Annotated in this window: 24 protein-coding genes; 11 read left to right on the plus strand and 13 right to left on the minus strand. The window is 49.8% G+C overall.

Annotated features, from left to right (window positions below; genetic code table 11):
- The first annotated feature begins 503 nt into the window (after positions 1–503).
- Complete coding sequence (locus ACJ2PR_RS07995; RefSeq protein ID WP_446876640.1) at positions 504–2945, plus strand: CHASE2 domain-containing protein; 2442 nt, start codon at positions 504–506, stop codon at positions 2943–2945.
- 4 nt (positions 2946–2949) lie between these two features.
- Here the strand turns inward: ACJ2PR_RS07995 and tftA are convergent, their stop codons facing one another.
- From tftA to ACJ2PR_RS08010, 3 genes are all read right to left on the minus strand, one after another.
- On the minus strand, positions 2950–4320 hold the full coding sequence (gene tftA, locus ACJ2PR_RS08000) for a hormogonium tapered terminus morphoprotein TftA (protein ID WP_446876641.1): 1371 nt from the start codon (positions 4318–4320) through the stop codon (positions 2950–2952).
- 120 nt (positions 4321–4440) lie between these two features.
- On the minus strand, positions 4441–4950 hold the full coding sequence (locus tag ACJ2PR_RS08005) for an HD domain-containing protein (protein WP_446876642.1): 510 nt from the start codon (positions 4948–4950) through the stop codon (positions 4441–4443).
- Positions 4947–5090, minus strand: coding sequence for a hypothetical protein (locus ACJ2PR_RS08010; RefSeq protein WP_446876643.1), 144 nt, complete (start codon positions 5088–5090; stop codon positions 4947–4949). The genes ACJ2PR_RS08005 and ACJ2PR_RS08010 overlap by 4 nt, the downstream gene beginning before the upstream one ends.
- Before the next feature lie 140 nt (positions 5091–5230).
- Between ACJ2PR_RS08010 and dnaG the strand changes: the two genes are divergently transcribed.
- Positions 5231–7174 (plus strand): DNA primase, encoded by a 1944-nt coding sequence (dnaG, locus tag ACJ2PR_RS08015; RefSeq protein WP_446876644.1) that lies wholly within the window; start codon positions 5231–5233, stop codon positions 7172–7174.
- A gap of 248 nt (positions 7175–7422) precedes the next feature.
- Here dnaG and ACJ2PR_RS08020 read toward each other — a convergent pair whose 3' ends face one another.
- Positions 7423–7908 (minus strand): pentapeptide repeat-containing protein, encoded by a 486-nt coding sequence (locus ACJ2PR_RS08020; RefSeq protein WP_446876645.1) that lies wholly within the window; start codon positions 7906–7908, stop codon positions 7423–7425.
- 159 nt (positions 7909–8067) lie between these two features.
- Between ACJ2PR_RS08020 and ACJ2PR_RS08025 the strand changes: the two genes are divergently transcribed.
- On the plus strand, positions 8068–8571 hold the full coding sequence (locus ACJ2PR_RS08025) for a YraN family protein (RefSeq protein ID WP_446876646.1): 504 nt from the start codon (positions 8068–8070) through the stop codon (positions 8569–8571).
- On the opposite strand, the gene ACJ2PR_RS08030 is transcribed toward ACJ2PR_RS08025, so the two are convergent.
- The gene (locus tag ACJ2PR_RS08030; RefSeq protein WP_446862589.1) at positions 8568–8957 is read right to left on the minus strand and encodes a hypothetical protein; all 390 of its coding nucleotides are present in this window, start codon (positions 8955–8957) and stop codon (positions 8568–8570) included. The genes ACJ2PR_RS08025 and ACJ2PR_RS08030 overlap by 4 nt on opposite strands.
- 192 nt (positions 8958–9149) lie before the next feature.
- On the opposite strand from ACJ2PR_RS08030, the gene queA reads away from it, so the two are divergent.
- Positions 9150–10232, plus strand: a complete 1083-nt coding sequence (queA, locus tag ACJ2PR_RS08035; RefSeq protein WP_446876647.1) for a tRNA preQ1(34) S-adenosylmethionine ribosyltransferase-isomerase QueA — start codon at positions 9150–9152, stop codon at positions 10230–10232.
- Positions 10233–10744: 512 nt separating this feature from the next.
- Positions 10745–11074, plus strand: coding sequence for a hypothetical protein (locus ACJ2PR_RS08040; protein ID WP_446862587.1), 330 nt, complete (start codon positions 10745–10747; stop codon positions 11072–11074).
- Positions 11075–11296: 222 nt separating this feature from the next.
- Here the strand turns inward: ACJ2PR_RS08040 and ACJ2PR_RS08045 are convergent, their stop codons facing one another.
- Entirely contained in the window at positions 11297–11554 is a 258-nt protein-coding gene (locus tag ACJ2PR_RS08045; RefSeq protein WP_446876648.1) for a hypothetical protein, read from the minus strand.
- Between ACJ2PR_RS08045 and ACJ2PR_RS08050 the strand changes: the two genes are divergently transcribed.
- Positions 11533–13428, plus strand: a complete 1896-nt coding sequence (locus ACJ2PR_RS08050) for a PAS domain S-box protein (RefSeq protein ID WP_446876649.1) — start codon at positions 11533–11535, stop codon at positions 13426–13428. The genes ACJ2PR_RS08045 and ACJ2PR_RS08050 overlap by 22 nt on opposite strands.
- Before the next feature lie 414 nt (positions 13429–13842).
- Positions 13843–14313 (plus strand): response regulator, encoded by a 471-nt coding sequence (locus tag ACJ2PR_RS08055; RefSeq protein ID WP_446862679.1) that lies wholly within the window; start codon positions 13843–13845, stop codon positions 14311–14313.
- A gap of 110 nt (positions 14314–14423) precedes the next feature.
- Here ACJ2PR_RS08055 and ACJ2PR_RS08060 read toward each other — a convergent pair whose 3' ends face one another.
- On the minus strand, positions 14424–14681 hold the full coding sequence (locus ACJ2PR_RS08060) for a hypothetical protein (protein ID WP_446876650.1): 258 nt from the start codon (positions 14679–14681) through the stop codon (positions 14424–14426).
- Positions 14682–14866: 185 nt separating this feature from the next.
- Between ACJ2PR_RS08060 and ACJ2PR_RS08065 the strand changes: the two genes are divergently transcribed.
- Entirely contained in the window at positions 14867–16981 is a 2115-nt protein-coding gene (locus ACJ2PR_RS08065; RefSeq protein ID WP_446876651.1) for a response regulator, read from the plus strand.
- Between the two features lie 194 nt (positions 16982–17175).
- On the opposite strand, the gene hrcA is transcribed toward ACJ2PR_RS08065, so the two are convergent.
- The 5 genes from hrcA to ACJ2PR_RS08090 all read right to left on the minus strand — a co-directional run bounded on the left by hrcA (position 17176) and on the right by ACJ2PR_RS08090 (position 22089).
- The gene (hrcA, locus tag ACJ2PR_RS08070) at positions 17176–18252 is read right to left on the minus strand and encodes a heat-inducible transcriptional repressor HrcA (protein ID WP_446868329.1); all 1077 of its coding nucleotides are present in this window, start codon (positions 18250–18252) and stop codon (positions 17176–17178) included.
- Positions 18253–18589: 337 nt separating this feature from the next.
- Positions 18590–18943, minus strand: a complete 354-nt coding sequence (locus ACJ2PR_RS08075) for a rhodanese-like domain-containing protein (RefSeq protein ID WP_446858925.1) — start codon at positions 18941–18943, stop codon at positions 18590–18592.
- Between the two features lie 72 nt (positions 18944–19015).
- Positions 19016–20707, minus strand: coding sequence for a GspE/PulE family protein (locus tag ACJ2PR_RS08080; protein WP_446876652.1), 1692 nt, complete (start codon positions 20705–20707; stop codon positions 19016–19018).
- Positions 20708–20856: 149 nt separating this feature from the next.
- Positions 20857–21174: a hypothetical protein gene (locus tag ACJ2PR_RS08085; protein ID WP_446876653.1), complete on the minus strand. Its 318-nt coding sequence runs from the start codon at positions 21172–21174 to the stop codon at positions 20857–20859.
- Between the two features lie 135 nt (positions 21175–21309).
- A complete protein-coding gene (locus ACJ2PR_RS08090) occupies positions 21310–22089 on the minus strand; it encodes an amino acid ABC transporter ATP-binding protein (RefSeq protein ID WP_446858928.1) in 780 nt (259 codons plus the stop codon).
- Positions 22090–22314: 225 nt separating this feature from the next.
- Between ACJ2PR_RS08090 and ACJ2PR_RS08095 the strand changes: the two genes are divergently transcribed.
- Positions 22315–23052 (plus strand): Uma2 family endonuclease, encoded by a 738-nt coding sequence (locus tag ACJ2PR_RS08095; protein ID WP_446876654.1) that lies wholly within the window; start codon positions 22315–22317, stop codon positions 23050–23052.
- Positions 23053–23068: 16 nt separating this feature from the next.
- Here ACJ2PR_RS08095 and ACJ2PR_RS08100 read toward each other — a convergent pair whose 3' ends face one another.
- Positions 23069–23449 (minus strand): hypothetical protein, encoded by a 381-nt coding sequence (locus ACJ2PR_RS08100; protein ID WP_446876655.1) that lies wholly within the window; start codon positions 23447–23449, stop codon positions 23069–23071.
- Between the two features lie 90 nt (positions 23450–23539).
- Here ACJ2PR_RS08100 and ACJ2PR_RS08105 point away from each other — a divergent pair, with 90 nt between their 5' ends.
- Positions 23540–23773 (plus strand): hypothetical protein, encoded by a 234-nt coding sequence (locus tag ACJ2PR_RS08105; RefSeq protein WP_446858932.1) that lies wholly within the window; start codon positions 23540–23542, stop codon positions 23771–23773.
- A gap of 62 nt (positions 23774–23835) precedes the next feature.
- Positions 23836–24129, plus strand: coding sequence for a hypothetical protein (locus ACJ2PR_RS08110; protein ID WP_446876656.1), 294 nt, complete (start codon positions 23836–23838; stop codon positions 24127–24129).
- The last annotated feature ends 7 nt before the right edge of the window (positions 24130–24136 follow it).

Consider the following 24136-nt stretch of genomic DNA (forward strand, 5'->3'; position numbering starts at 1 on the left):
CAACACTTAATTCTTAGAAGTGATTATCAGATATCTCTCTGAAGATAGAGGTTATGTAGTAGAAAACTACTCTAAGTAGGATTTTTACCCACTTAAAACAACAACTTTTTGGTAACTCTCCTAATATCTAGAACGATATTTGATCTCGTCAATTTGAGGAATCTGTATAAAGTGAACTCTGAGCGATCGATGAGATTCCTCATCAATAAGACAGATTTATGACACCTCTAATCATTACAAAAGTTTACAACAATCGAATGAGATGTGCTGCAAGATCGATCGCAAAGCTGCCTTAAGGATCAGGCTCCCTCTCGCTCCACAATCGATAAGAACTGGTTATCATCCCCTGGGTAGGGATCGCTGGGTTTGAGTAGAGTAAAATATCGCTTTTTGGCATAAAGAGTACTATCTTATGGAAGGGGAATGGTGGCTGTAGAAAGCGTTCTCCGTAATGGGTGCAGACCGATCGAACAGACCTAAACGCCTTCTTGCTGAGACAGACTATGGCCAGAGATCCGTCCACCCCGCCCCCCAATCCGTCCTTTCGTCCCCACGATTCATCGCCGCCGACTGAGGCCTTACCTGACACCCAGAGTTCCCCGGTTAACGAAAATTCTCCCGCCGCCCGGACTACTCGCCCCTCTCCTAGTCAGCCAACCCGACCCGAACAGGCGCGATCGTTCCTCTCTATTAAGCACGTTGGACATCTGCTGACAGGCGTTTGGGCAATTGTGGCAGCCACCGTTACAGCGGCCAATCTACCCTCGGTGCAGTCTCTCGAACGAGAAGCCCAAAGCTTGCTAGTACGAGTGCGCGGGACGGTTGCGCCTCCGAGTGAAGTGATCATTCTGGCGATCGACGAAGAATCCCTTTTACAGTTGTCTAACTGGCCACTCAGACGGGCGGTTTATGCTCAGACGATCGATAAAGTGATGAAAGCTGGGGCCAAAGCGGTCGGTGTCGATGTGATCTGGGATTTGCCCAGCAGCTATGGATCGACCGATCAGACGCAGTTAGGCTGTGTGCCCGGTGAGCAGCGAGACATTTCAGAGGACGATCGTCAGCTACAAACCGTTCTCAAACGCTATGACGGACGGATCTCTCTCGCTGCCAAATTTAACAATGAAAATGTGCGTCAGGGAGAACAAGCCAACGTTTCGCTACCCTACTGCCCATTTCGGACGGAGCGAGCCGCGATCGGCACCACTAATTTCTTAGTTGAACTCAATGGTCGAATGCATCGCCTGGGCAATCAGTTTTTGGCAACGCTCCCGACCGAGGAAGCTGAAATTGTTCGAGATGCCAAACTGTCATCTTTTGCGGATGCAACGCTACAGGCGGCCAAGATTAGCTACGAGCCACCTCAAGGCGAAAATATCTTCTTTTATGGAGGGGCTAAAACGTTTGAAACAATCTCTTTCTGGAATGTCCTGTCTCCCGAAAACTGGGAGAGTGAGTATCTAAAAAAAGGGCAAATTTTTAAAGACAAAATTGTACTGATTGGCCCGACTACAACGCAGCTAAACGACATTCACAATACGCCCTTTTCTGATATGTCGGGGGTTGAAATTCACGCCAACGCGATCGCCACCCTACTCGAAAATCGATCTATTCGGCAAGCGTTTCCTGATCCTGTGGCCGCAGGTGGGATGGTTTTGGTGATAGTTTTGGGCGCTGCGTTTGTACAAACTCGGACACGCCATCCGATCGCTCGACTGTTGGCTGCGGGAGCGATCGCATTTAGCTGGGGCAGTCTGTCTTATGTGGCGTTTACAAACAGTCTGGTGATCTTGCCGACGGCGATTCCGATGGGGGCGATCGTGCTGGTGGGGATGTCTTATTTGGGAATGGGTGTGGCAACCGATCGGCTCAACAGCCAACGGACTCGCCAAGCTTTGATGCGGCGTTCTCGGTCACCAATGATTCAAGAAATTATCGAAGAGCAGGATGATCTCAAAGATTTGCTGCGAGAGCGGGAACTAGAAATCGCCAACAAAACGCTAAAAAATCGCTACAAAATCGACAAAGTTTTGGCATCAGGGGGATTTGGTGAAACCTATATTGCCAAAGATTTGCAGCGCCCTCAAGACCCCGAATGCGTCGTCAAGCATCTGCACCCTGTGAGCAACCACCCCAGTCATCTCAGGTTAGCCAGTCGAATGTTTGCGCGGGAGGCAGAAATTTTAGAACGGCTGGGCAAAAAACACGATCAGATTCCTCGCCTGCTGGCTTATTTTGAAGAAGATCAAGAATTTTATCTAGTCCAAGAATTTATTGCTGGAAGCCCCTTGAGTGAAGAGTTTTTCTTAGGGAGACAGTTGCCCGAAGCGAGAGTCGTCCATGTGCTCAAAGAAATTTTGCAGATCTTGCACTTTGTCCACGAAGAGAATGTCATTCATCGAGATGTCAAGCCCAGCAATATCATCAAGCGATCGGACGGCAAGCTAGTTTTAATCGATTTTGGTGCGGTCAAAGATCAATACAACAAACTCGCCAGCGAAGAGACGCAAACCAATCTCACCGTCGGCATCGGCACTCAAGGCTACATGGCCCCCGAACAGGGCGCAGGCAAACCCCAACCCAATAGTGATGTCTATGCAGTCGGCATGATGGGCATTCAAGCGCTAACGGGACTGCCTCCCAGCCAGCTTAAAGAAGACCCCAACACCAAAGAAATTACCTGGCAGGACAAAGCTCAAGTCAGTAGCGGATTGGCTAATATTCTGTCAAAAATGGTGCGTTACGACTTTCGCGATCGCTATCAATCTGCTCTCGAAGCCATTCAAGACTTAAAGAAACTCTCCAACGCCTCGACCTTTGGAGGCACGATCGAACTTCCGCCCAGTGTCACTGAAGACGATGTGAGTACGATGACTCGACCCTGGCCCGAAACCTTTGGCTCTGAGGAGTTGCCCCGTACAGAACCCCCGCCCAAGGAGGAATGATTGCTTACAAAATTTGAGCAAACTCGTACAGTCGTCTCAAGATCGCCGTAATTTTGGCACCATACTGCAAATCGGCGGCCCAGCGTCCACTGAGAGACTCGACCAAAGGAGCCACGCCACGAGTCACAAAGCCAAATCGAGGATTGACGCTTTCCTGAGTGAGCGGCTCTGTGCTGGCGTAGGCCTTGAGCAGTTGGATGTGCGCTCTCACCCCAATCCGGGCACTGGGAAACGAAGCCCCTGCGGCCGTACCGCCGACATCTCCGAGTCCCGCAAAGTTGTTTTGAGCTGGTTTGATCTCGCCGCCAAACCGCAAAAAGTTGGTTTCCAGACACATCTGCGAGAAAGCAATGTCGTAGTTGACTCCTTCAATGGTGCTTTCTTCGCGGTAGAGTTTGGCAATGTCAGGAAACTGAGTCACGGCCGCTTCATGGTTGCTTTTGAGAAACATGGTGAGTTGCACATCCGTCGTGCTGCCGGGCCCCATAATGCGATCGAGTGACCCTCCACAAATTTTGAGAATCGATCGCAAAAACACCGTTCGTGTCTGAGTATCCCAGTTGACCGAAATATTAAACTCGCGCAGTTCGATCGCTTTGACAAACACAATATTACGAACGTTAACCCGCCGCACTTGAGGCGCTTTGGAGAGGTCTACGCCGAGTCGGTCTACGAGGTCGATCGGAATAAAAGCGTTGCCGTTGATCAAAACGCCCTGTTCTCCGTAGCTTTGCCCATTGATGTTGATGGTGATTGGGGGAGAAACTGCAGGAGTGGGAGTCGGGGTCGGGGTTGGCGTTGGCGGCAGTCCGGATACGGTGCGGCTCCAGGCGATCAGACCGTCTGCAATTCCGGCGGCGAGGTTTTGACGTTGATTTTGGAGAATGAAGCGATCGTCAGGATTGGTCAAAAATCCGACTTCCATCAACAGAGACGGAGGCACCAGTTGCCGACAAAAGGCCAGACTTCCCAGACCACTGGCGGTATCGGGTTGACTGCCTCGACTGGGAAGTTGAGGAACGCGCCGCAGCAGAGCCATTAACACCAGATCGGCGTGACTTTTGCGCTGGGCATTGTTGGCGATATAGAAGACCGTCGCTCCGCGTACTGCGGGATTTGAGAAGGCATTGGCGCGAATTTCGAGGGCCACGTCTCCAGGTCGATCGCGAGAATTGATCCAGGTGAGCGTGCCACTAGAACTGAGGTCATCTGGTACAGCCAGCACTTCGGCACCGCGCGATCGCAAGGCAGCGACGACCAGATCACGAGTCAAGATCATTTCCCTGGCTTCGGTGGTTCCGGCGACGATCGCTCCGGGTTCATTGATTCCGTTGATCCGTTCGCCATGTCCGGCTGAAATAAAAATTCGTCCCATCTGCGCGGTTCCCCTCGATCTCATTCGCTGCCCAAGTTTAGAAGTTTAAAACTAAAAGTCTCAGGCTTCTCACCTTTTTAACGTTTAATCCTCGGTTTGAACATTTAATTCAGATTGCTTTTAAGTTATCGGTGAACTTTTGGCATGAGTTTCTGATGCTAAATATCCTTTTTCGACCGCATCTTGAATCAAGTTGTCGATGAACTGAGCGAGAATGGGAGCACCTTGAGCGATCGGGGCGATTCTTTTTCTCACTTTCTCGATCGTCACGCCTGCTTTTTTCCAGGTGCCGCCTTGAGTGTAGTAGTTGTGCAACACGGGCTGAATGCGATCGAGGGCTGCCGCAAACTGGGCATCCGAGGTTTGTTTGGCTTCAAATTCTTCCCAGAGCGATCTCTTCGAGTTACCCGCAAGGGGTCGCAGTTCTGTGGTTTGGTCGAATGGGAGAAGACCAAAGATGCGATCGGCGGCTTGACGTTCTCGATCTGCCTGCGTTTCTGCGCCTTGCTCGTCGTAACAAAAGGTGTCACCCGCGTCGATTTCCACCAGATCGTGAATCAGCACCATTTTGAGAACGCGCCCCAGATCGACGGTTTGGGCGGCATATTCAGAGAGCACGATCGCCATCATCGCCAGGTGCCAGGAATGTTCGCATCGTTTTCTCGTCTCGATTTGTCAATTAAACTGGTCTGCCGCAAAACATGTTTAAGCTTGTCGATTTCAACAATGAACCGAAGCTGATCGTGGAGTCGCGTATGATTGTTGACCATCTTGTGAAATTAAGTGATTGAAACTCTAAAAAACCCTTACTCTTTATGGCAGACTATCAGCACGATTCGATATAAAGTACACATGTACTAAATTATTCCCCCTCTGTCCTCCGTCCTCCGTCCTCCTCCCTCCTCCCTCCATGAACGTTCCTCGCCTCCACCCCGATACGATCGAGCAAGTCAAACAACGCGCCGACATTGTGGATATTGTTTCCGAACAAGTTGTCCTCAAAAAGCAGGGTAAGGATTTTGTCGGTTTGTGCCCGTTTCATGATGACAAGTCGCCCAGTTTTAGCGTCAGTCCGAGTAAGCAGTTTTACTATTGCTTTAGCTGTGGAGCGGGGGGCAACGCGATTAAGTTTCTCATGGAGTTGGGCAAGCGGCCGTTTAGTGAAGTGGTGTTTGATCTAGCCAAGCGCTATCAGGTGCCCGTTCAGACGCTCGAACCCGAACAACGACAAGAACTTCAGCGTCAGTTGTCAGTCAGAGAACAGCTTTATGAAATTTTGGCGCTGACGACTCGGTTTTATGAACATGCGCTGCATCAAATCCACGGCAAGGAGGCGACCCTTGCGGTAACGCCTTCGGCGATCGCTTATCTCAAAAACGATCGTCAACTCAGTGTAGAAACGATTCAGCAGTTTCAATTAGGCTTTGCTCCGGCAGGCTGGGAGACGCTCTATGGCTATCTGGTTGAGCAAAAACACTATCCGGTGGCGCTGGTTGAGCAGGCGGGTTTGATTGTGCCGCGCAAAACGGGAGATGGCTACTACGATCGCTTTCGCAACCGTTTGATGATTCCGATTCACGATTTGCAGGGGCGGGTGATCGGATTTGGCGGCCGGACTTTGACCGACGAACAGCCCAAATATCTCAACTCACCAGAGACCGAACTGTTTGACAAAGGCAAAACGCTGTATGGGTTGGATAAAGCCCGCGCGACGATCGCCAAAAAAGATCAGGCCGCGATCGTTGAAGGCTATTTTGATGTGATCGCCCTTCATGCGGCTGGCATTACCAACACAGTGGCTTCTCTCGGAACGGCTCTGAGCATTGATCAAGTGCGTCAACTGTTGAGATATACCGAATCCAAGCGGATTGTCTTTAACTTTGATGCCGATCGTGCCGGAGTCCAGGCGGCAGAACGAGCGATCGGAGAAGTGGCAAAACTGGCGTATCAGGGCGAAGTGCAGCTTCGAGTGTTGAATATTCCCGATGGCAAGGATGCGGATGATTTTCTCAAAGTCCATTCTGCTCAGGACTATCAGACGTTATTGAATGACGCGCCGTTGTGGATTGATTGGCAAATTCAGCAGGCGATCGCAGGTCGTGACCTCAAGCAAGCCGACCAGTTTCAGCAGGCCAGCGTCGAGATTGTGACACTTCTCGGCAATCTCCCAAATCCTAATCTGAGAACTCACTACATTCACCACTGTGCAGAATTGCTAAGTCAAGGCAACAGTCGGCTTCAGCGACAACTCGAAGAAAATCTGCGCCTTCAAGTCAAAGGACAACGGTGGCACGGTCGATCGCAAAAATGGCAAACTCCCGGCGATCGCTCTCTCTTAGCCGAGTCAGAAACTCAACTGCTGCGCCTTTATTTACATTCACCAGACCACCGATCGGCGATCCAGACCGCTTTAGATGCTCAAGATCTCGAATTCAGTTTGTCTCACCATCGCTTTTTGTGGCGGCAAATTGTAGAGCTAGAAAACTTCGCTGAAGCCGATCCGACCGCCGATTTATTGTCTCGATTGCGCGATCGTTGCACTGACTTTCCCCGCGAAATGGCTCAGGTTTACTCGCTTTTTGAGCTTGACGAAAAAACCAAAAGTGACATTCTCAGAGCGCCCTTAGTGATTCGAGCGGCCGCCGCCGCAATGGAACGAGTCATGTGTGAAAAACGCCGCCGTCACTTTCTCGACCTGTGGAAAAACACAGACTGCGTAGCCACTTCAGAGCTTGGTCAATACTATCAGCAAAAAATCCACGCTGAAGATCAGCGAATTCGAGAACTCGATCGCCAGCGCAACGTCAATTTTGGAGATTTGGTGCAGGCTCCGATCGCTGGAGACGTAAATTAAAAGTCTTGAGGAAGACTGTCTGCGAGGAGTCCAGAACTGATTCCAGAACTGATTAATTTGATGGAGTTTTTTCGCTTCGTTGTTCAGAACTTTTGCCCCCCAACCACCCATTCTGGGGGACTTTAAGACAAGAGTTCTAATTCAAAGTCCCTCACTCGTGGGGGATTTGGGGGGCTGCTGAGATTTGTCATCGAAGCGAAGAATGTATTGAGTTCACGCTGGAAATCGTACAGAATTTTGGCTCAAACCTAATCACAATAAAGGGTTTCTCTCGTCTTGCGGCCGGTTTCTGGGTTGGTGCCTTTTGCCATTTTACAGAGCAGTTTTTGAGCATCGGCCCGCAAATCTACATCCGTGAAATCAGCACCGTCGATCGTCGCTCCGTCAAACTTGGCATTAAAGGCAAACGCGCCTTCCAAAACGGCATTGGTCAGATTGGCATCGACTAATCGCGCCGTGTCCAGCGTGCTGTTTCTCAAGTTGGCACCTTCCAGATTTGCGCTTTCTAAATTGGCTGCAAAAAAACTTACGCCTCTCAGGTCAGCATGACTCAAATTAATGCTCTTGAGATTGGACTTGGTAAAACTAGAATCAGTCAGCACTCGACCCGAAAAATCTTCACCCACTAAAAACTGCTTATCGTAATCGAGTGCCATTGCCGGGGACGCGATCGCCAGCCACAAACTCAACACTGCGGCGATCGCCCAAAAATTTCTGAACCAGCGAACGGGCATTGATAGAAGGTTGAACTTTAAAGGATTGAACTTTCTGCAACTCATAGCGTTAATTTTTCAGTCCTTGCAGGATGGAGCGAATCGTTGGGGCACTTTGGATTTGCGCGACTTCTCAGAACGATCGCCCTCCAATTCCCCATCCTGATACTATCTGAATTTGTGAACCCTCCTGACCCCTCTCATCAATCTAAAAGTGAGACTTCTCGCCTCGGTAATCTTGGAGAAGATCTGGTGGTCGATTGGCTAACCGCTCAAAACTGGATCGTGCTGCATCAACGCTGGCACTGTCCTTTGGGCGAATTGGATATCGTCGCTCAGTTGGGGGAAACGATCGCCTTTGTCGAAGTCAAAACCCGCAGTAAAGGCAACTGGGACAACGATGGACTCTTGGCAATCACACCCAGCAAGCAAGCCAAACTCTGGAAAACGGCCCAGCTATTTTTGACGAAGTACCCCGATTTAGCCGCTTTGCCCTGCCGATTTGATGTCGCTTTGGTGAATTGTCGTCCCGTCTTGGACAAGCCCAAAAAAAAAGCACAGCTTCTAACTGGCTCTCTTTCAATATCTAAAGATCCAATGCCTGAGAAACCATTCACGCGATCGCTCTCAGGCTATCAATTGACGCTACAAACCTACATTCAAAACGCTTTTAGCCTGGATTAAGCCAGTGTCTCTGGACAGTAGCCCAACCCCTGGACAAATTGTTTACGAAATTCCTCGATCTCGCTGCGATCGGGGCTACCGTGTGACACCACCGCCACTTGATAACGCTGCATGACATCGATCGGAGACTGTCCTGTTTCCAAGCCCCAAAGCGCCATTTGCACTCGGATACCGGGTTGGTAAGGAATGCCCAATTCATTCATGAAAGCCCGAAAATCGCCATCCTGCTGCGCGTTGAGCGGTTGGGTCATTTTGACTTTGACTACCCAGCCGTCAATCTGGTGAATGACAGTCATAAACCCAACAGGCAAATGGTTCATCGTGTGCAGTTGCTCAACGATCCGCAGGGTTAGACTGGCATTCGCAAGGTAGTAGAGGTATTCCATAGAGATTTCTGTGCCCTAGCAAATGCTACTTCTTTATCATCACGGGATCAGCACGAAACGAGTAGGGCAGAAACCCCCGATATACCAGAGGGGATCTCCCCAATCTCGCGGGATCAGGGCTGTTGTTGACCCGTTTTAGAGAGGGGATGGCGTGATTTAATGAGAAGACGACGCTAAAGGACGATCGCCCCCGTGGATGTTGACCAGCTACTCTCCGCCTATGATTACAACTTACCAGAGGAGCGAATTGCCCAAAATCCTGTGACCCCTAGAGATCACTCTCGGCTGCTGGTGGTGGACGGTGGAGCCTACAGTCACCATATTTTTCACGAGTTGCCTGATCTATTACAGTCGGGTGATCTGCTGGTTCTCAACAATACGCGGGTGATTCCTGCCAGACTCTATGGGCAAAAAACTAGCGGCATTGAGGTGGAGGTGCTTCTTGTTGAGGAAACCGCCAGAAATCAGTGGTTAGCGCTGGTCAAGCCCGGTAGACGACTCAAACCTGGCAGCAAGATTTTGTTTCGGCCGCAGTCAAACGAGTGTGAAATCAGCCTGAGCGCGATCGTGCTTTCTAGTGATGAGGCGACGCGGGGGAGAATTCTGGAGTTTGAGGTTTCAGACGGGCGATTTGGAGATACCCGCAAGGGGTCGTTGTTAGAAGTGTTAGATCAGTTTGGTCAGGTGCCTTTGCCGCCCTACATTACAAAGTCAGCATCTCAGCCAGAACAATATCAGACGGTGTATGCCGATCGTCCCGGTGCGGTGGCGGCTCCGACGGCAGGCTTACATTTCACGCCCAGTTTGCTCGATCGACTTCAAGAAAAAGGCATTGATCGGGCGTTTGTGACGCTTCACGTAGGCGTAGGTACGTTTCGACCTGTCGAGGCGGAGGATATTACCCAACATCAGATGCATGGTGAATGGATTGAGATTCCGGTAGAAACGGTTGAGAAGATTCGGCACACCCAGGCTAACGGGGGACGCATTATTGCAGTGGGGACAACGGCGGTACGATCGCTCGAAGGAGCCTCCCAAAGCGAACTGCAACCCTACTGTGGCAAAACCAATTTATTCATCTATCCAGGCTATCAATGGCGCGTGGTTGATGGATTGATCACCAATTTTCACCTGCCCAAATCGAGTCTGTTGATGCTGGTGAGTGCGCTGATCGGACGAGAACGATTGTTGAATTTGTATGAGGTGGCGATCGAACAGCAGTACCGTTTCTACTCGTTTGGAGATGCCATGCTGATTTTGCCTCAACGGGTTTGAGGTAATCGATCGGGGTTTTTCCATCTTTAGTCGGCCGACATCAGACACTTCTCTGTGCTAGATTTTCTCTTTCACAACGAATCGAACGAGCATTGAGGGGCAAAACTCCTGAATTAACGAAGCGAAAACACTTCATCGAAATCACGTTTACCCGATCGCCAACCGTTTCATCAAAGGTGTGCTTTTTGGGTCTGCTTCCTGTATCTTATTAGCGTCAGTTTGATGAGAGTGACTCGCTTCGTTTCAATCGGCTTCAGCCCCCTAAATCCCCCAAAATTGGGGGACTTTGACAAAGAAAAAGTTCCAGAGTTCAAAGAAATTATGCTGATTCAAAGTCCCTCAGAATGGGGGATTTAGGGGGCAAATCCCTCAGCAACGAAGCGAAAAAGTTCATCGAACTGACGTTGATTAAGTCCCTCAGAATGGGGGATTTAGGGGGCAAATCCCTTAGCAACGAAGCGAGTCACTCTCATCGAACTGACGTTGATTAGGGCAAATCGAGGATCGACACCGTGCGAAGACGACAACCGATTTCAAAAGGATTTTCTGTAGGGTTGCAAATCTGGCTGCTGTTTTTGATCAGTCTTTTTTGGCTGGGATATTCCGCTGAGATGAGTATCGTCCTGGGGGCGATCGGAGGCATGGCCAGTGGCTTGATCGTCGATTGGTGGCTGAGTAAAGAGGAAAACACCGAGACGGCTAGAAAGCCGGAAGTCGATGATGATGGGCTGTCTGATCAAACCAAGGCTAGACAAAAACGCAGCCGCTATATGGGGCTAAAACAGCGATCGCAGAAACGCAAACAATCTCCTGGCTGGAGGGTTTTTGGTAAAAAATCTTAGAAATGAGAATTAAGTAACGTGAATTCGATGGAGTTTTCTCACTTCGTTATTCAGCACTTCTGCCCCCCAACCCCCCAATTTTGGGGGACTTTGAGACAATATTTCTCGTTCAAAGTCCCTCACTTGTGGGGGATTTAGGGGGCTGAAGCCGATTGAAACGAAGCGAGTCACTCTCATCGAACTGACGTTAAGTAATACCAAATCTTGTTGGTTTGATTAGACTTACAAGCCTTGAAAACAGGCAAGGCGATCGTCTACGTAAATCCAAAATCTTTCTTGAGACGATACAAGCTCTATCTTTGGGTAGATCGGTAACCTTACGGTCTGCATCGCATGATAGAAGACAATGTGTTCTGTGCGATCGCGCCATCGCCTCGGAATCTTGTTCTTCTCTAAGAGCAAAATAGATGCTGCTTGAGAGTCGTTTTTAGAATCCTGTTTGGAATGGAGTAACGATCGTGACGGTCGAAAATTGGACATTAGTAGAAAAGGCTCTACAAGAGCAGGCCGTAGAGTTTGAAGCTACATTTGACCTGGCTGCCATTGGGATCGCCCATGTAGGACTGGATGGCCAATGGCTGCGAGTCAATCAAAAACTTTGTGAGATCGTCGGCTATTCTCGCCAAGAACTGCTGCAAAAAACCTTTCAAGAGATTACTTACGCCGCAGATCTAGAAATTGACCTAGCCTACTTTCACCAAATGCTGGCGGGGACGATCAAAACCTATGCGATCGAGAAGCGCTACATTCACAAAAACGGATCGCTGGTTTGGATTCACCTCACGGTTTCGCTGGTTCGCAATGCCGATGACAATCCCAAGTACTTTATCTCGGTGATCGAAGATATCACGGGTCGCAAACAGGCCGAAGACGATCGCGATCGCTTCTTTACCCTGTCGCTGGATATGCTCTGTATCGCTGGACTGGATGGCTACTTTAAGCGAATCAATCCTGCCTTTGAGAAAATTTTGGGCTATAGCGAAGCCGAATTACTCAACACTCCTTTTATCGAACTGGTGCATCCCGACGATCGCGCCTCTACGCTGGCAGAGATGCAAAAACTCTCAACGGGGATCAACACGCTGCATTTTGAGAATCGCTACCGTTGTCACGATGGCAGCTATAAATGGATCGATTGGATGACGGCTCCCGTTCCGGAAGAAGGCAAGCTGTATACGGTTGCTCACGATATCACCAGCCGCAAACAGATCGAAGAAGCCCTTCGCCAAGGAGAAGAACGCTATCGGGCGATCGTCAACACCGTTACGTCTGTTTTGTGGACGACTGATGCAGAAGGGCGCTTTGCCGAGCGGCAATTAGGCTGGGAGGATTACACCGGGCAATCTTGGGAAGCGCATCAAGGTTGGGGTTGGGCACAAAAGGTTCATCCTGACGATCGGGAGACCCTGAAAGCTCGTTGGAAACAGTCGTTGAGCAATGACTCCTTTTATGAAACGGCGGGTCGTCTCTGGTGCGCGGCCACTCAAAACTATCGCTACTTTGAAGCTCGCGCCGTTCCCTTATTTGACTCAGATGGCAAGGTGCGCGAATGGGTGGGGACGATTACCGATGTCCACGATCGCAAACAAGCCGAACTCGAAATCCGTCAGCTAAACGAAAGTTTGGAATCGCGAGTCCATCAGCGCACCGCCCAACTCGAAGCCGCCAACAAAGAGTTAGAATCCTTTTCGTACTCGGTGTCACACGACCTGCGGGCCCCGCTGCGCCACATTGCCGGATTTGTCGAACTGCTGCAAAAAAACCTCAAATCAACCTGTCTTGACCCGACGAGTGAACGATACTTAACCACGATCGCCCACACCACCAAACAAGCAGGCACTTTGATCGACGATCTGTTGTCTTTTTCGCGGATGGGGCGATCGGAGATGCGCTTTATCTCCTTTGAGATGATGGAGCTGTTGCAAGAAGTCAAGCGCGAATTAGAGGTCGAAACTCAAGGACGATCGATTACCTGGAAGATTGACCCATTGCCCTCGGTGCAGGCTGACCCCTCGATGCTGCGGCTCGTCTGGCGAAACCTTCTAGAAAACGCCGTGAAGTATAGCCGTCTGACCCCCAAAGTCGAAATTGAAGTTGGTAGCCTTGACCAGAAAACAGAAATTGTGTTTTTTGTGCGGGATAATGGCATCGGCTTCGATATGCGCTATGTTCACAAACTGTTTGGCATCTTTCAGCGACTCCATACTCAGTCTCAATTTGAAGGCACTGGGATTGGTTTAGCAAACGTCCAGCGCATCATTCACCGTCATGGTGGGCGAGTCTGGGCAGAGGGAGAAACCGATCGGGGTGCGACGTTCTACTTTTCGTTGCCAAAAGAGGCAGGTAGAGTCTGATATCAATTCCCTAAATTAGGCAACAGGCAAAGCATGGAGACGAGAGACGCTAGACCGGAGACCTGAATCTCAAAGGCTAAAGTTCAGTGTCCAATGTTTAAAGTCCAAAATCCAAAGTTGTTTACCCGGTTGCGATTAATCAAGCGGACTTGATCGAGTAGACGGATACACAGGTGCGATCGGCATCTCTGTATCCCTATCTTCCAGTAGACGCGATTTTTGGGTAGAAGGGTTTTAATGAGGCGAACTGTTGCGGCGAATGGTCTGCATCTCTAGTGGGCAGTGTCTTCGCACTACAGATCTGTTATTGAATGCTTTTCCTAATCGCGTTTCTCACAACGCACTACGGACGACGCACTGTAAACTAACACTGCGGACTACGCACTACGGAGTAAAGGAGATGACAACGATTCCATGACAGAAACGGATATGAGACGTATTTTGCTCGTTGAAGACAGTACCAATGATGTGGAATTGATTTTGACATCGCTGTCTGACAATCACCTGGCAAATGAAGTGGTGGTCGTACGAGATGGAGAGGAGGCACTCAATTATCTTTATCGTCGCGGCATTTTTAAGATGCGGATGGAAGGCAATCCTGTGGTGATTTTGCTCGATCTCAAGTTGCCTAGAGTCAATGGGATGGAGGTGCTTTCTCAGATTCGATCGGAGCCTAGTTTTCGATTAGTGCCTGTGGTGGTGCTGACTTCTTCCCGTGAGGAACCTGATTTGCTCAACTGTTATGAGTTGGGAGCCAATGCCTATGTTGTCAAGCCGATCGACTTTCACGAATTTGTGGATGTGATCAAACAGGTCGGACTCTTCTGGGCCGTCGTCAATCAACCCCCACCAGGATCGTTGCCCTCCGCGAGTAGTAACCGATAGAAGGTAGGGATGAGGGAGGAAGGATGAGGGATGAGGGAGGAAGGATGAGGGAGGAAGGATGAGGGATGAATAAAGCTTTGTGTTGTGATTCTAATACTGTTTTGCTTTATTCATCGTTGGTCTCTCATCTCTGCTTGGTGGTCAATTTGGTGAAGGACTTTAGACAAAATAGTATTTAAAGCCAAAGGTCTTTCGCTTAACGTCTTTTCTGTTTTGCTCAAGGTCTTTTGCGTTTCGTCTAGCGTCTTTTCTATTTTGCTTAACGTCTTTTCTACTTTGCCTAACGCCTTTTGTGTTTCGTCTAACGCCTTTTCCCTTTCGCTCAACGTCTTTTCTGTTTTACCCAACGCCTTTTCTGTTTTACCCAACGCCTTTTCTACTTTGCCTAACGCCTTTTCTACTTTGCCTAACGCCTTTTGTCTAATGTCTTCCCAACCTTAACGTTACTTAACTGATCAGCAAAGAACGATCAATTCAGATCTTTGATATCTGCATTCATCCTTCATTCCTCTCGCGAAGCGTGTCGAAGACAACCCCTCATCCCTTCCCTCTCATGAGTCCACTTTACTTTTTGCTGTTAGAAGATAGTTTGTTAGACACAGAACTGGTGCAAATTGCACTGGCAGACGGAGAAATTGAGTGTGAAATGAAACGGGTAGACACGCGATCGGACTTTGTTGAGGCGCTAGAGACAGATTCGTTTGATTTGATATTGTCAGACTATGCGCTGCCAGGGTTTGACGGGATTTCTGCCCTCGCGGTGGCTCAAAGTGTGCGTCCCGAAGTGCCGTTTATCATCGTATCGGGGACGCTGGGCGAAGAACTGGCGATCGAGATGCTCAAAAGTGGCGCAACTGATTACATTCTCAAACAGCGACTTGACAGGCTAGTTCCCTCGGTCAAGCGGGCCCTGCGAGAAGCCCAGGCTCGACGCGATCGCCAACAAGCCGAACTTGCCCTACAAGAGAGCGAGAATCGTCTGCGATTTTTGGCGGAAGCCAGCGTCATTCTCACCGCGTCTCTCGATTACAAAATCACACTCGAAAATATTGCGAGTCTGACAGTGCCTTTTTTGGCGGACTTTTGTTTTTTTGATGTGGTCACTTCAGAAGGAGAGATCCAGCGGGCGGCTTGGAGTTATTGCGATCGCGCTCAGACTAATTGGTTTGCTCAGATTCAATCCTTTGTCCCGTCTCAGCGTTTTGCTCATCATCCCACTCGACAAGCGATCGCCAGTGGCAGATCTGCTCTAACGCCCGTCGTCACGGATGAATGGATGCAAACGATCGCGACTCGTGACGAACATTTAAAATTTATGCGAGCGCTTCAGTTTCAATCAGAAATTGTGGTGCCGTTGGTGATTCACGATCGACGCTTGGGCGTGTTGACTTGTGGCTATACTGCTGCTTCCGGGCGACGTTATACAGAAACCGATCTCCGACTTGTAGAAGAATTAGCCAACCGGGCCGCGATCGCATTAGACAATGCCCAACTCTATGAGCAAGCACAAGAAGCTAATCGCCTCAAAGATGAATTTTTAGCCGTCCTGTCTCATGAATTGCGAACGCCACTCAATCCAATTTTGGGATGGTCAAAGTTATTAAAAGCAAAACTCTACGATCGCACCACTTTGATACGCGGGCTGGAAACGATCGAACGCAACGCCCAGATCCAAACGCAACTGATCGAAGATCTCTTAGATGTCTCTCGAATTCTCAGCGGAAAGCTAACTTTAAAACACAATTTGGTCAGCCTGATACCGATTATTGAATCAGCGTTAGAAACGGTACGATTATCCGCAGAAGCGAAAGCGGTCAACCTGACATTCTCCATCTCAGATCATCTTGAAGCGCCAGCCTTTCAAATCATTGGTGATGCGAGTCGCCTCCAGCAGGTTTTTTGGAATCTCTTCTCCAACGCCATTAAATTTACGCCGCCCAACGGACAGGTACAAATTCACATCACAGCCAGCAATCCGCACTCTGAAGGGGGCATTGCTCAAATCCAAATCACCGACACCGGAAAAGGCATCCCCGCCTCCTTTTTGCCCTATGTGTTTGACTACTTTCGCCAGGCCGACGGCAGCACAACGCGCACCTTTGGCGGACTGGGAATCGGACTCGCGATCGTTCGTCATCTCGTCGAACTTCACGGCGGCACCGTCCATGCAGACAGCCCCGGAGAAGGACAAGGCTCAACCTTTACCGTAAAGCTGCCCCTCAAACAAACCGCAGACAACTTCTCGGCTCCAACGCCTGCTCCTCCTCTCGTGTCAGCGCCTTTGGCAGGTATGCAGATTCTCGTAGTAGACGACGAAAAAGACACCCTCGACCTCCTGACCTTTTTGCTCGAAGAAGCAGGTGCGATCGTGACTCCTGTTTCATCCGTCCAAGCCGCTCTATCTGCCGTCAAACAAGCCGTCCCCACCCTGCTCATCAGTGATGTTGGAATGCCCGATCAAGATGGGTACGCATTGATCAACCAACTGCAACTACAGCAAGCAGACATTCCCGCGATCGCCATCACCGCCTACGCCAGAGAAGAAGATCGCCAAAGAGTAATGGCTGCCGGGTTTCAAACCTATTTGACCAAACCGATCGAACCCGATGCCGTGATTGCTGCCATTACAAACTTGAATCTTCCAATCACAAGTAGCGTCGATCGCTAGGACGATCGTTGATCGTGAATTGGTAAATTCTTCGCTTCGATATTTGACGCTTCTGCCCCAAGCTGCCAATTCTAAGGGACTTTAAGAGAAGAATTCTGGTTCAAAGTCCCCTACTCGTGGGGGATTTAGGGGGCTGCCCGGATTGATCACCGTAGCGAGAAATACCCTCATCCCTCATCCCTCATCCCTCATCCCTAACTCAGAGCGTCTGAAATGTAATCGGCGGTGGCTTCGACAAGGGCGATCGTATCTTCGTAAACCATGCGCGTCGGCCCCAACACACAGACACTTCCGACAGGGACAGTGCCGCGATTATAGGTCGAAGAAATCAGCGTACAGGTGCGAATCGGCTCTAGCGAATTTTCGGAACCAATGCGAACGGTGACTCGTTTGCCCAACAGTTCAGAATCGGGTGGCTCGAAAATCAGGGGCATCAACTGATGTTGTTCTTCTTCGAGCAGGTGCATGATCGTTTTGATCTGGCTGAGTTCCGAAAATTCTGGCTGACGCAGCACTTCAGACACACCGCTGACCATAATCTGGGTGGGGGCTGATGATTTAGACAGACGGCGCGACAGATCGGTCACCAGCGAGGTGAGAAACTGACTGTAGCGATCGAACTCTCGCCCCAACTCACTCCAGTCTAAAGTCGCAATCTCAGCAGGCGATCGCCCCCGAAGCTGATCGTTCAAAAAGTTAGAGAGAATCTGCAACTCTCGTGCGACCAGTTCTGGATCGCCATCTTCCTCAACCTGCGGCAACTCCATCAAAACCGATTGCGTTTCGTAAGTATCATTGACCACAATCAGCATGACGCGCTGGGGATCAATTTGCACAAGCTGCAAGTGACGCAACTCGGTCGTCCGGCTAAAGGGCATCGTGATCAGCGTAATATAGCCACTCAACGTCGCCAAAATTTGAGCCGCCCCTTTAAGCAGCGCTTCAAAACTCCATTCGTCCCAATTGAGCCGACCTGTTAACAATTGCTCAACCTGATAGCTCAACTCGGTCGAAGGCGTAATTAGCTGATCAACATAGATGCGGTAGCCCGAATCAGACGGAATGCGCCCTGCTGAGGTGTGAGGCTGATAGAGCAATCCTGCTTTTTCTAAAAAGCCCATCGCATTGCGAATCGTCGCCGAACTAACGCTAAGTTGATATCCTTTCACGAGGGCCTCAGATCCGACAGGCTCGGCCGTCGCGATGTAGTGGCGCACCGTTGCCCAAAGAACTTGCTGCTGTCGATTCGTCAGATTCATGTGAGTAGACATTTTGAAAAGCTAAATCTTAAATCTCAGACTAGGATTCAGTCTCAGTCAGATACACCAATTGAACCTAAGATAGCAGATTCTTGATTTTGGCTTTTATTTGGGATCGCTGTGGTAGCAAACGCGGCAGGAAGACAAAAGAGACCTCAGACTTTGGACACAAGACAGGTCTACAAGGCTTTGGTGGCGATCGAAGGCTCCCACATTCGTCAGCTTAAATTCTATGAGGTTCTTTCGCTTTGATGTTCAGCGCTTTTGCCCCCCAACCCCCCATTCTGGGGACTTCCGGACAGTTTACCGCCTCATCCCTCATCCCTCATCCCTCATCCCTCATCCCTCGCTAATATCTGGGAATTGATCGATCCACGGCGATCGCATACGCATCAATCCCGCCCATAATATTCTTCACCTGCGTAAAGCCCTGTTGAATTAGCCATTGGCACATTTGCGCCGATCGCATTCCGTGATGACACAGCACCAACGTTTCTTTTTGAGGATCGAGACGAGTGTGAATCTCTTCAGACCATTCGGCGTAGTCGCTCAGGGGCAACACGATGAACCCAGGCAAGCCAGCCGTTTCGACTTCCCAAACTTCTCGCACATCGACAAGCTGTAAGTCTTGGGGATCGGCCAGCTTTTGGGCCAGTTCGGTGACGCTGATTTGAGAGAGCGGTTGACTGTCAAAGTTGGACATAGAGGACACTGGGGAAGCGATCGCTTCAACCAACGAGACATGGATACTGAAATCTTGACACAGCCTGCGCCCTCAACTGCCAGACGCATTCATCAATTTCTTTTTGGTGTGGGCTGGGCGGACTTCGCTTACTGTTGATTTGCGATAAAGCGAACTGTGAGGCAAAACGCGCAGCACTTCTTCGACGGTCGTGATCCCCTGGGTGATCTTCTCGATCGCCGACACCCGAAACGAGTCAAAATTGTCGCCATCTAATAAGTAGCGCTGTAGCTGGGTCATCGTGCCTTCGTAAATAATTTGTCGCAGCGTATCATCGACGTTGAGTAGCTCAATAATTGCCTCGCGTCCCAAATACCCCGAATTAAAGCAGCGATTGCAGCCTTTGCCTTTGCGCCATTCGTGTCCGATGTGGTCGCGATCGATGCCCAAAGCTTTGAGATCTTTCTCGCTAGGTTGGTAAGGCTCAGAGCAGTGGAGACAATTTTTTCGCACGAGACGCTGGGCCACCACTCCCAACAACGCATCACTGATCAAACCGGGGTCGGGGCCAATATCCTTAAGTCTGGGAACGGCGCTCATTGCATCATTGGTGTGTAGCGTTGTCAAAACCAGGTGTCCGGTTAGGGCGGCTCGAATGCCCGTTTCGGCAGTTTCGTGATCGCGAATTTCGCCCAGCATGATGATGTCGGGGTCTTGGCGCAAAATGGCTCTCAGTCCCGCTGCAAAGGTCATCCCCGCTGCCTCATGGACTTGAGTTTGCGTAATGCGCGGCAGAATGTACTCGACCGGATCTTCGACCGTGACGACGTTGACAAATTCAGTAGCGATCGCCTGCAAGCTCGTGTATAGAGTGCTGGTTTTGCCTGACCCCGTTGGGCCCGTAAAGATAATCATGCCTTGAGGCTGACGCAGCCAGCGCTGGTAGATTTCGAGCGTTTTGGGAGAAAAGCCCAATTCTTCCATGTTTGAGAAGGGATTTTGACGGGGCAGCAGTCGGATGACGGCCTTTTCTCCGCCGACACAGGGCAAGGTGCTGACGCGCATATCAAGTCCCAGATCGGTGTCTTGACCAGAGGCGTAGCTTTCTCCGATGCGGGCATCTTGAGGGCGACGGCTTTCTGAGATATCCATGTTGGCCATGACTTTGAGGGCGACGATCGCTCGCCGACTCACTTCGATAGGCAGGGTGGTAATGTCGCGTAAAATTCCGTCAATTCGATAGCGAACGCGCAGCCCAGCAGGGGTCGGCTCTAAGTGAATGTCGCTGGCCCGATTTCGCAAGGCCCCCGAAATAATGGTTCTGATCCGCCCGATTTGGTCGGCTGCTTTTGAGAGATAGAGTTCGGTGACTTCGCCAATGTTTTCGGCTTCGAGTTCTCCGGTGAGGGGGTTGACCAGGGGAGTCGAGCTAATTTGATGGTGGTCGAGGTTGGCGGTGTGATACCAGGCGCGGTAGCTTTTATCGGTGACGGGAATAATTTTGACGTTGGTGAAGGTGCGATCGCTCAGTTCCTGAACCTGCTTGTCAGAAAGCGTTACGGGGCTACCGAGATAAAAACAGTTGCGCCAGAGTAAAAGGGGAATCAGAGGCGGCAGGGCGTTGCGATCGGGAAATTCTCGCAAAAATCGATGGCTGACTTCTCGATCCAATAGTTCCAGTGTGACGTTGTTTTCTGAATCGACCAGCAGATGAAGCGCTTGTTCGCAGGTGATTTCACGGTTTTTGAGTTGTTGCCAGACCGAGAGTGAATTAGGAGCTTTCATGGTCTTTTTAGTGCGGGAACGTCAGGAGTACGAGCTAAAGCAGCCGATGGATTGCTTTGTCAACGCTTCGGTGATCCTACTGTATGGTTAAGCTGTGCTACAAGCATTTCTGGCTACAATCCTGCTACTTGAAGCTGAGAGAAAATTAATTAGCGATCGCTGTTTGCTTGTTCCTTTACTTCGTCGATCGCTGAGGCTGATCCGGGATGTTGAATGCGACTTTTTTCGATAAATTGCTTCATGGCGATGCGGCGATTGGTCATAAAGCGACTCCAAAAGCCGGGGATGATGCCGTCCATTGTTTTGGCGATCGACCACACTTCCATAGCCATGATGTTGTAGAAGGCGCGATCGGCTCGTCTCAGCTTGTCCAGCCATTCGTCTAAAGTCATTGCAGGCAACGATTCTAGTGAGTCTTGTGGGTCGGGTGTGGGGTCGGGTGCTGGATCGGGTGTGGGGTCGAGCATGGCGATCGGCTTACTACAACACTACGAAAGATGCCCTTTTTTGTTAAATCAGCAGACATGGGGGACTTTGGACTTTGGATTTTGGACAGTATTTAAAGTCTCCAGTCTAATGTCTAACGTCCTCTACGTCTCTCTTTAATGCAGAATCTGTGAGAGAAATTTTTTAGCCCGATCGCCTTTGGGATTGGTGAAAAACTCGGTGGGGGTGGTGTCTTCGATGAGTAAGCCTTCGTCCATAAAGACCACACGATCGGCGACTTCGCGGGCAAATCCGACTTCATGAGTGACGCAGACCATTGTCATACCAGAGTTGGCCAGCGATCGCATCACCTGTAAGACTTCTTGCACCATTTCGGGATCGAGGGCGGAGGTGGGTTCATCAAACAACATGACTTTGGGCTGCATGGCCAGGGCACGGGCGATCGCGACTCGCTGCTGTTGTCCTCCCGAAAGCTGACCGGGATACTTATTCGCCTGTTCTAAAATGCCGACGCGCTCTAGGAGTTGACCTGCATCATCTTTGGCTTTGGCTTTTGTCCATTTGCGGACGTGGGTGGGAGCCAGCATCACATTCTCTAACACCGTCAGATGCGGAAATAAATTGAACTGCTGAAACACCATGCCCACTTCGCGGCGAATCGCTCCCACATCTTTCATGTCTTGCGATAGCTGAATGCCGTCAATCTCGATGCTGCCTTTTTGATACTCTTCGAGGGCGTTGAAGGTGCGAATAAAGGTCGATTTGCCTGACCCAGAGGGCCCCATCATCACGACGACTTCGCCTTTATTGACCGTCAAGCTGATGCCTTTGAGTACGTGAAAGTTGTTGCCGTACCACTTTTCGACCTCTCTGGCGATGATGATCGGGGTAGGAGTCATGTCGATACCTGCGGGTTGAAGTTGCGATCGTACCATTCTGTCATCCGAATCCTACTCTCAGCGTTTGGTTGAATACGAATTCGATCGATTTTTCCGCTCTAGTCGCCAATTTGCAACGACCTCCTGATCTTTGACACATGAAGGACTTTGACATCCCAAGAAAAAACAAGAGCGTCTGAAATTAGAGGAGTAGTCACACGGCTTATTCAAGCTTCACTCAGAATCTGGATGATAATAAAGCATCAGCTTTAGTAACTGCCCATGACTGGACAACTTCTAAATAATGACGTAGAGAATAATGACGTAGATAACAACGAACTCGTCACCCAGCTTGATATTAGTCATTTGGTGATTGAGGACGACATCCCGGTAGACAACTTTCAATCTGAAAAGCAGAAACGGCTCTTAGTAGAACCGCTCTATAGTTCTTGGTCGCCAGAAGTTTCATTCATTGCGGCGGCAAATGTAGGATTGTTTTATGCGTTAAAGCAAGACCCGATCGTCCCTGATGCGTTTCTGAGTCTCAATCTTCAAATGCCTGCGGACTGGAGCCAAAAGCAAAACCGCTCCTATTTTGTTTGGGAGTTTGGCAAGCTGCCGGAGGTTTGTATTGAAATTGTCTCCAATCGCAAAGGCAATGAGTTGGCTACCAAAAAAGCTGACTATGCCCGCATCGGCGTTGCTTACTATGCGGTGTTTGACCCGTTAAAGCAGCTTCAGGGTCAGGACGAACTGAATGGATCGCTTCTCAAGGTTTGGGAGTTGACCGGGAAGAACTATCGGGAATGCGCTGCCCCCGTTTGGTTGGAGTCAGTTGGACTCGGATTAACGGTCTGGGAAGGAACCTTTGAAGAGCAGGCTGGGCTTTGGTTACGTTGGTGCGATCGTCAAGGTCAAGTCATCCCCACGGGCGCAGAAGGTCGGGAAGTGGAACGTCAACGTGCCGATCGTCTAGCCGATCGCTTAAGAGCAATGGGTGTGAATCCAGATGAAATCTAGCCTTGTGAGGAGCCAATTAGCCCTGCAAAGTTTGTCGCCAGGATTCGAGCGATTCTAAGATTTGTTGGCGGCGCGATCGCACTTTCTCTATTTTTTGCTCATATCGAATCGTTTTTGTTTTTGTTTCTTCGAGCCGATCTTCTAGTTCGGCCAGTTGCTCTTCGGCTTCTTCTAACAACTGGCTATAGATTCCCCCAAGGCTTTCAAGTCGGGATGCACCTGAATTTTGCCTAGTCCCAGTTGGGTGATCAGTTCCGATCGACTGACTCCCAGATTGTCCGCCCAAGTGTCCAGTCCTGCTATCGCGCTCTCCGTCAACGTTACTGAGACCGTTCTTTTGGGTTCTCCGTGTTCTGCGTTTTTGGTCTTCGGCACCGATTGCGTCCTTTTTATCCATGTAATCATTCGCTCCATTTTATCAATGCTATGGATTTGAGCACGTTATACATATAATATAGATCTAGTTCCATAGTTTCATATATAGAATATGCGAGATTCCCGACTGAATCCTCATTTCCATCGTCCTTATGCGGTGGTTGCAGTGATGCCAGGACACAAACCGAGAGAAATTGGACAATTTAATAATCGAAGCGACGCGGATGCAATGGTGCGTTTTTTGCGGCGAAGCGTTCCGGCGGGTGACTTTTTTGTGACGTTTGACTGTGAGGATTTGCCAGGTGCGATCGACACTCCTCCCATCAAAAGCAATCTAGGAAAATAAATCGACGATCAACTACGATCAATGCATCAAAATGCAACTCATGCTGAAGACGCTAGGATTCTATGGTTGAGAATTCTGAAAACCTGTGCCCCAACTGTCAAAGTAACCACAACGTGATCAAAAAATTGATTCTGATTGGAGCCAAAAGCCCTAAAGCTTTATTTGGTGACGAAGAACGCTGTGGATATCGCCGAAAAGATCAGCTTGCGATCGACGAGTGCAATCCCGAAGTGCTCAAAGAAAAACCGCTTGAGCAATTTCTAGAAGGTTACTTTTGTACCGCGTGTGACATCGGTTTTGTGAACGACATTTTGGCGATCGACGCTCATTCACTCAAATCAAAAAACCCAAGATGATCACATC

This window comes from Phormidesmis sp. 146-33 (genome assembly GCF_052939515.1).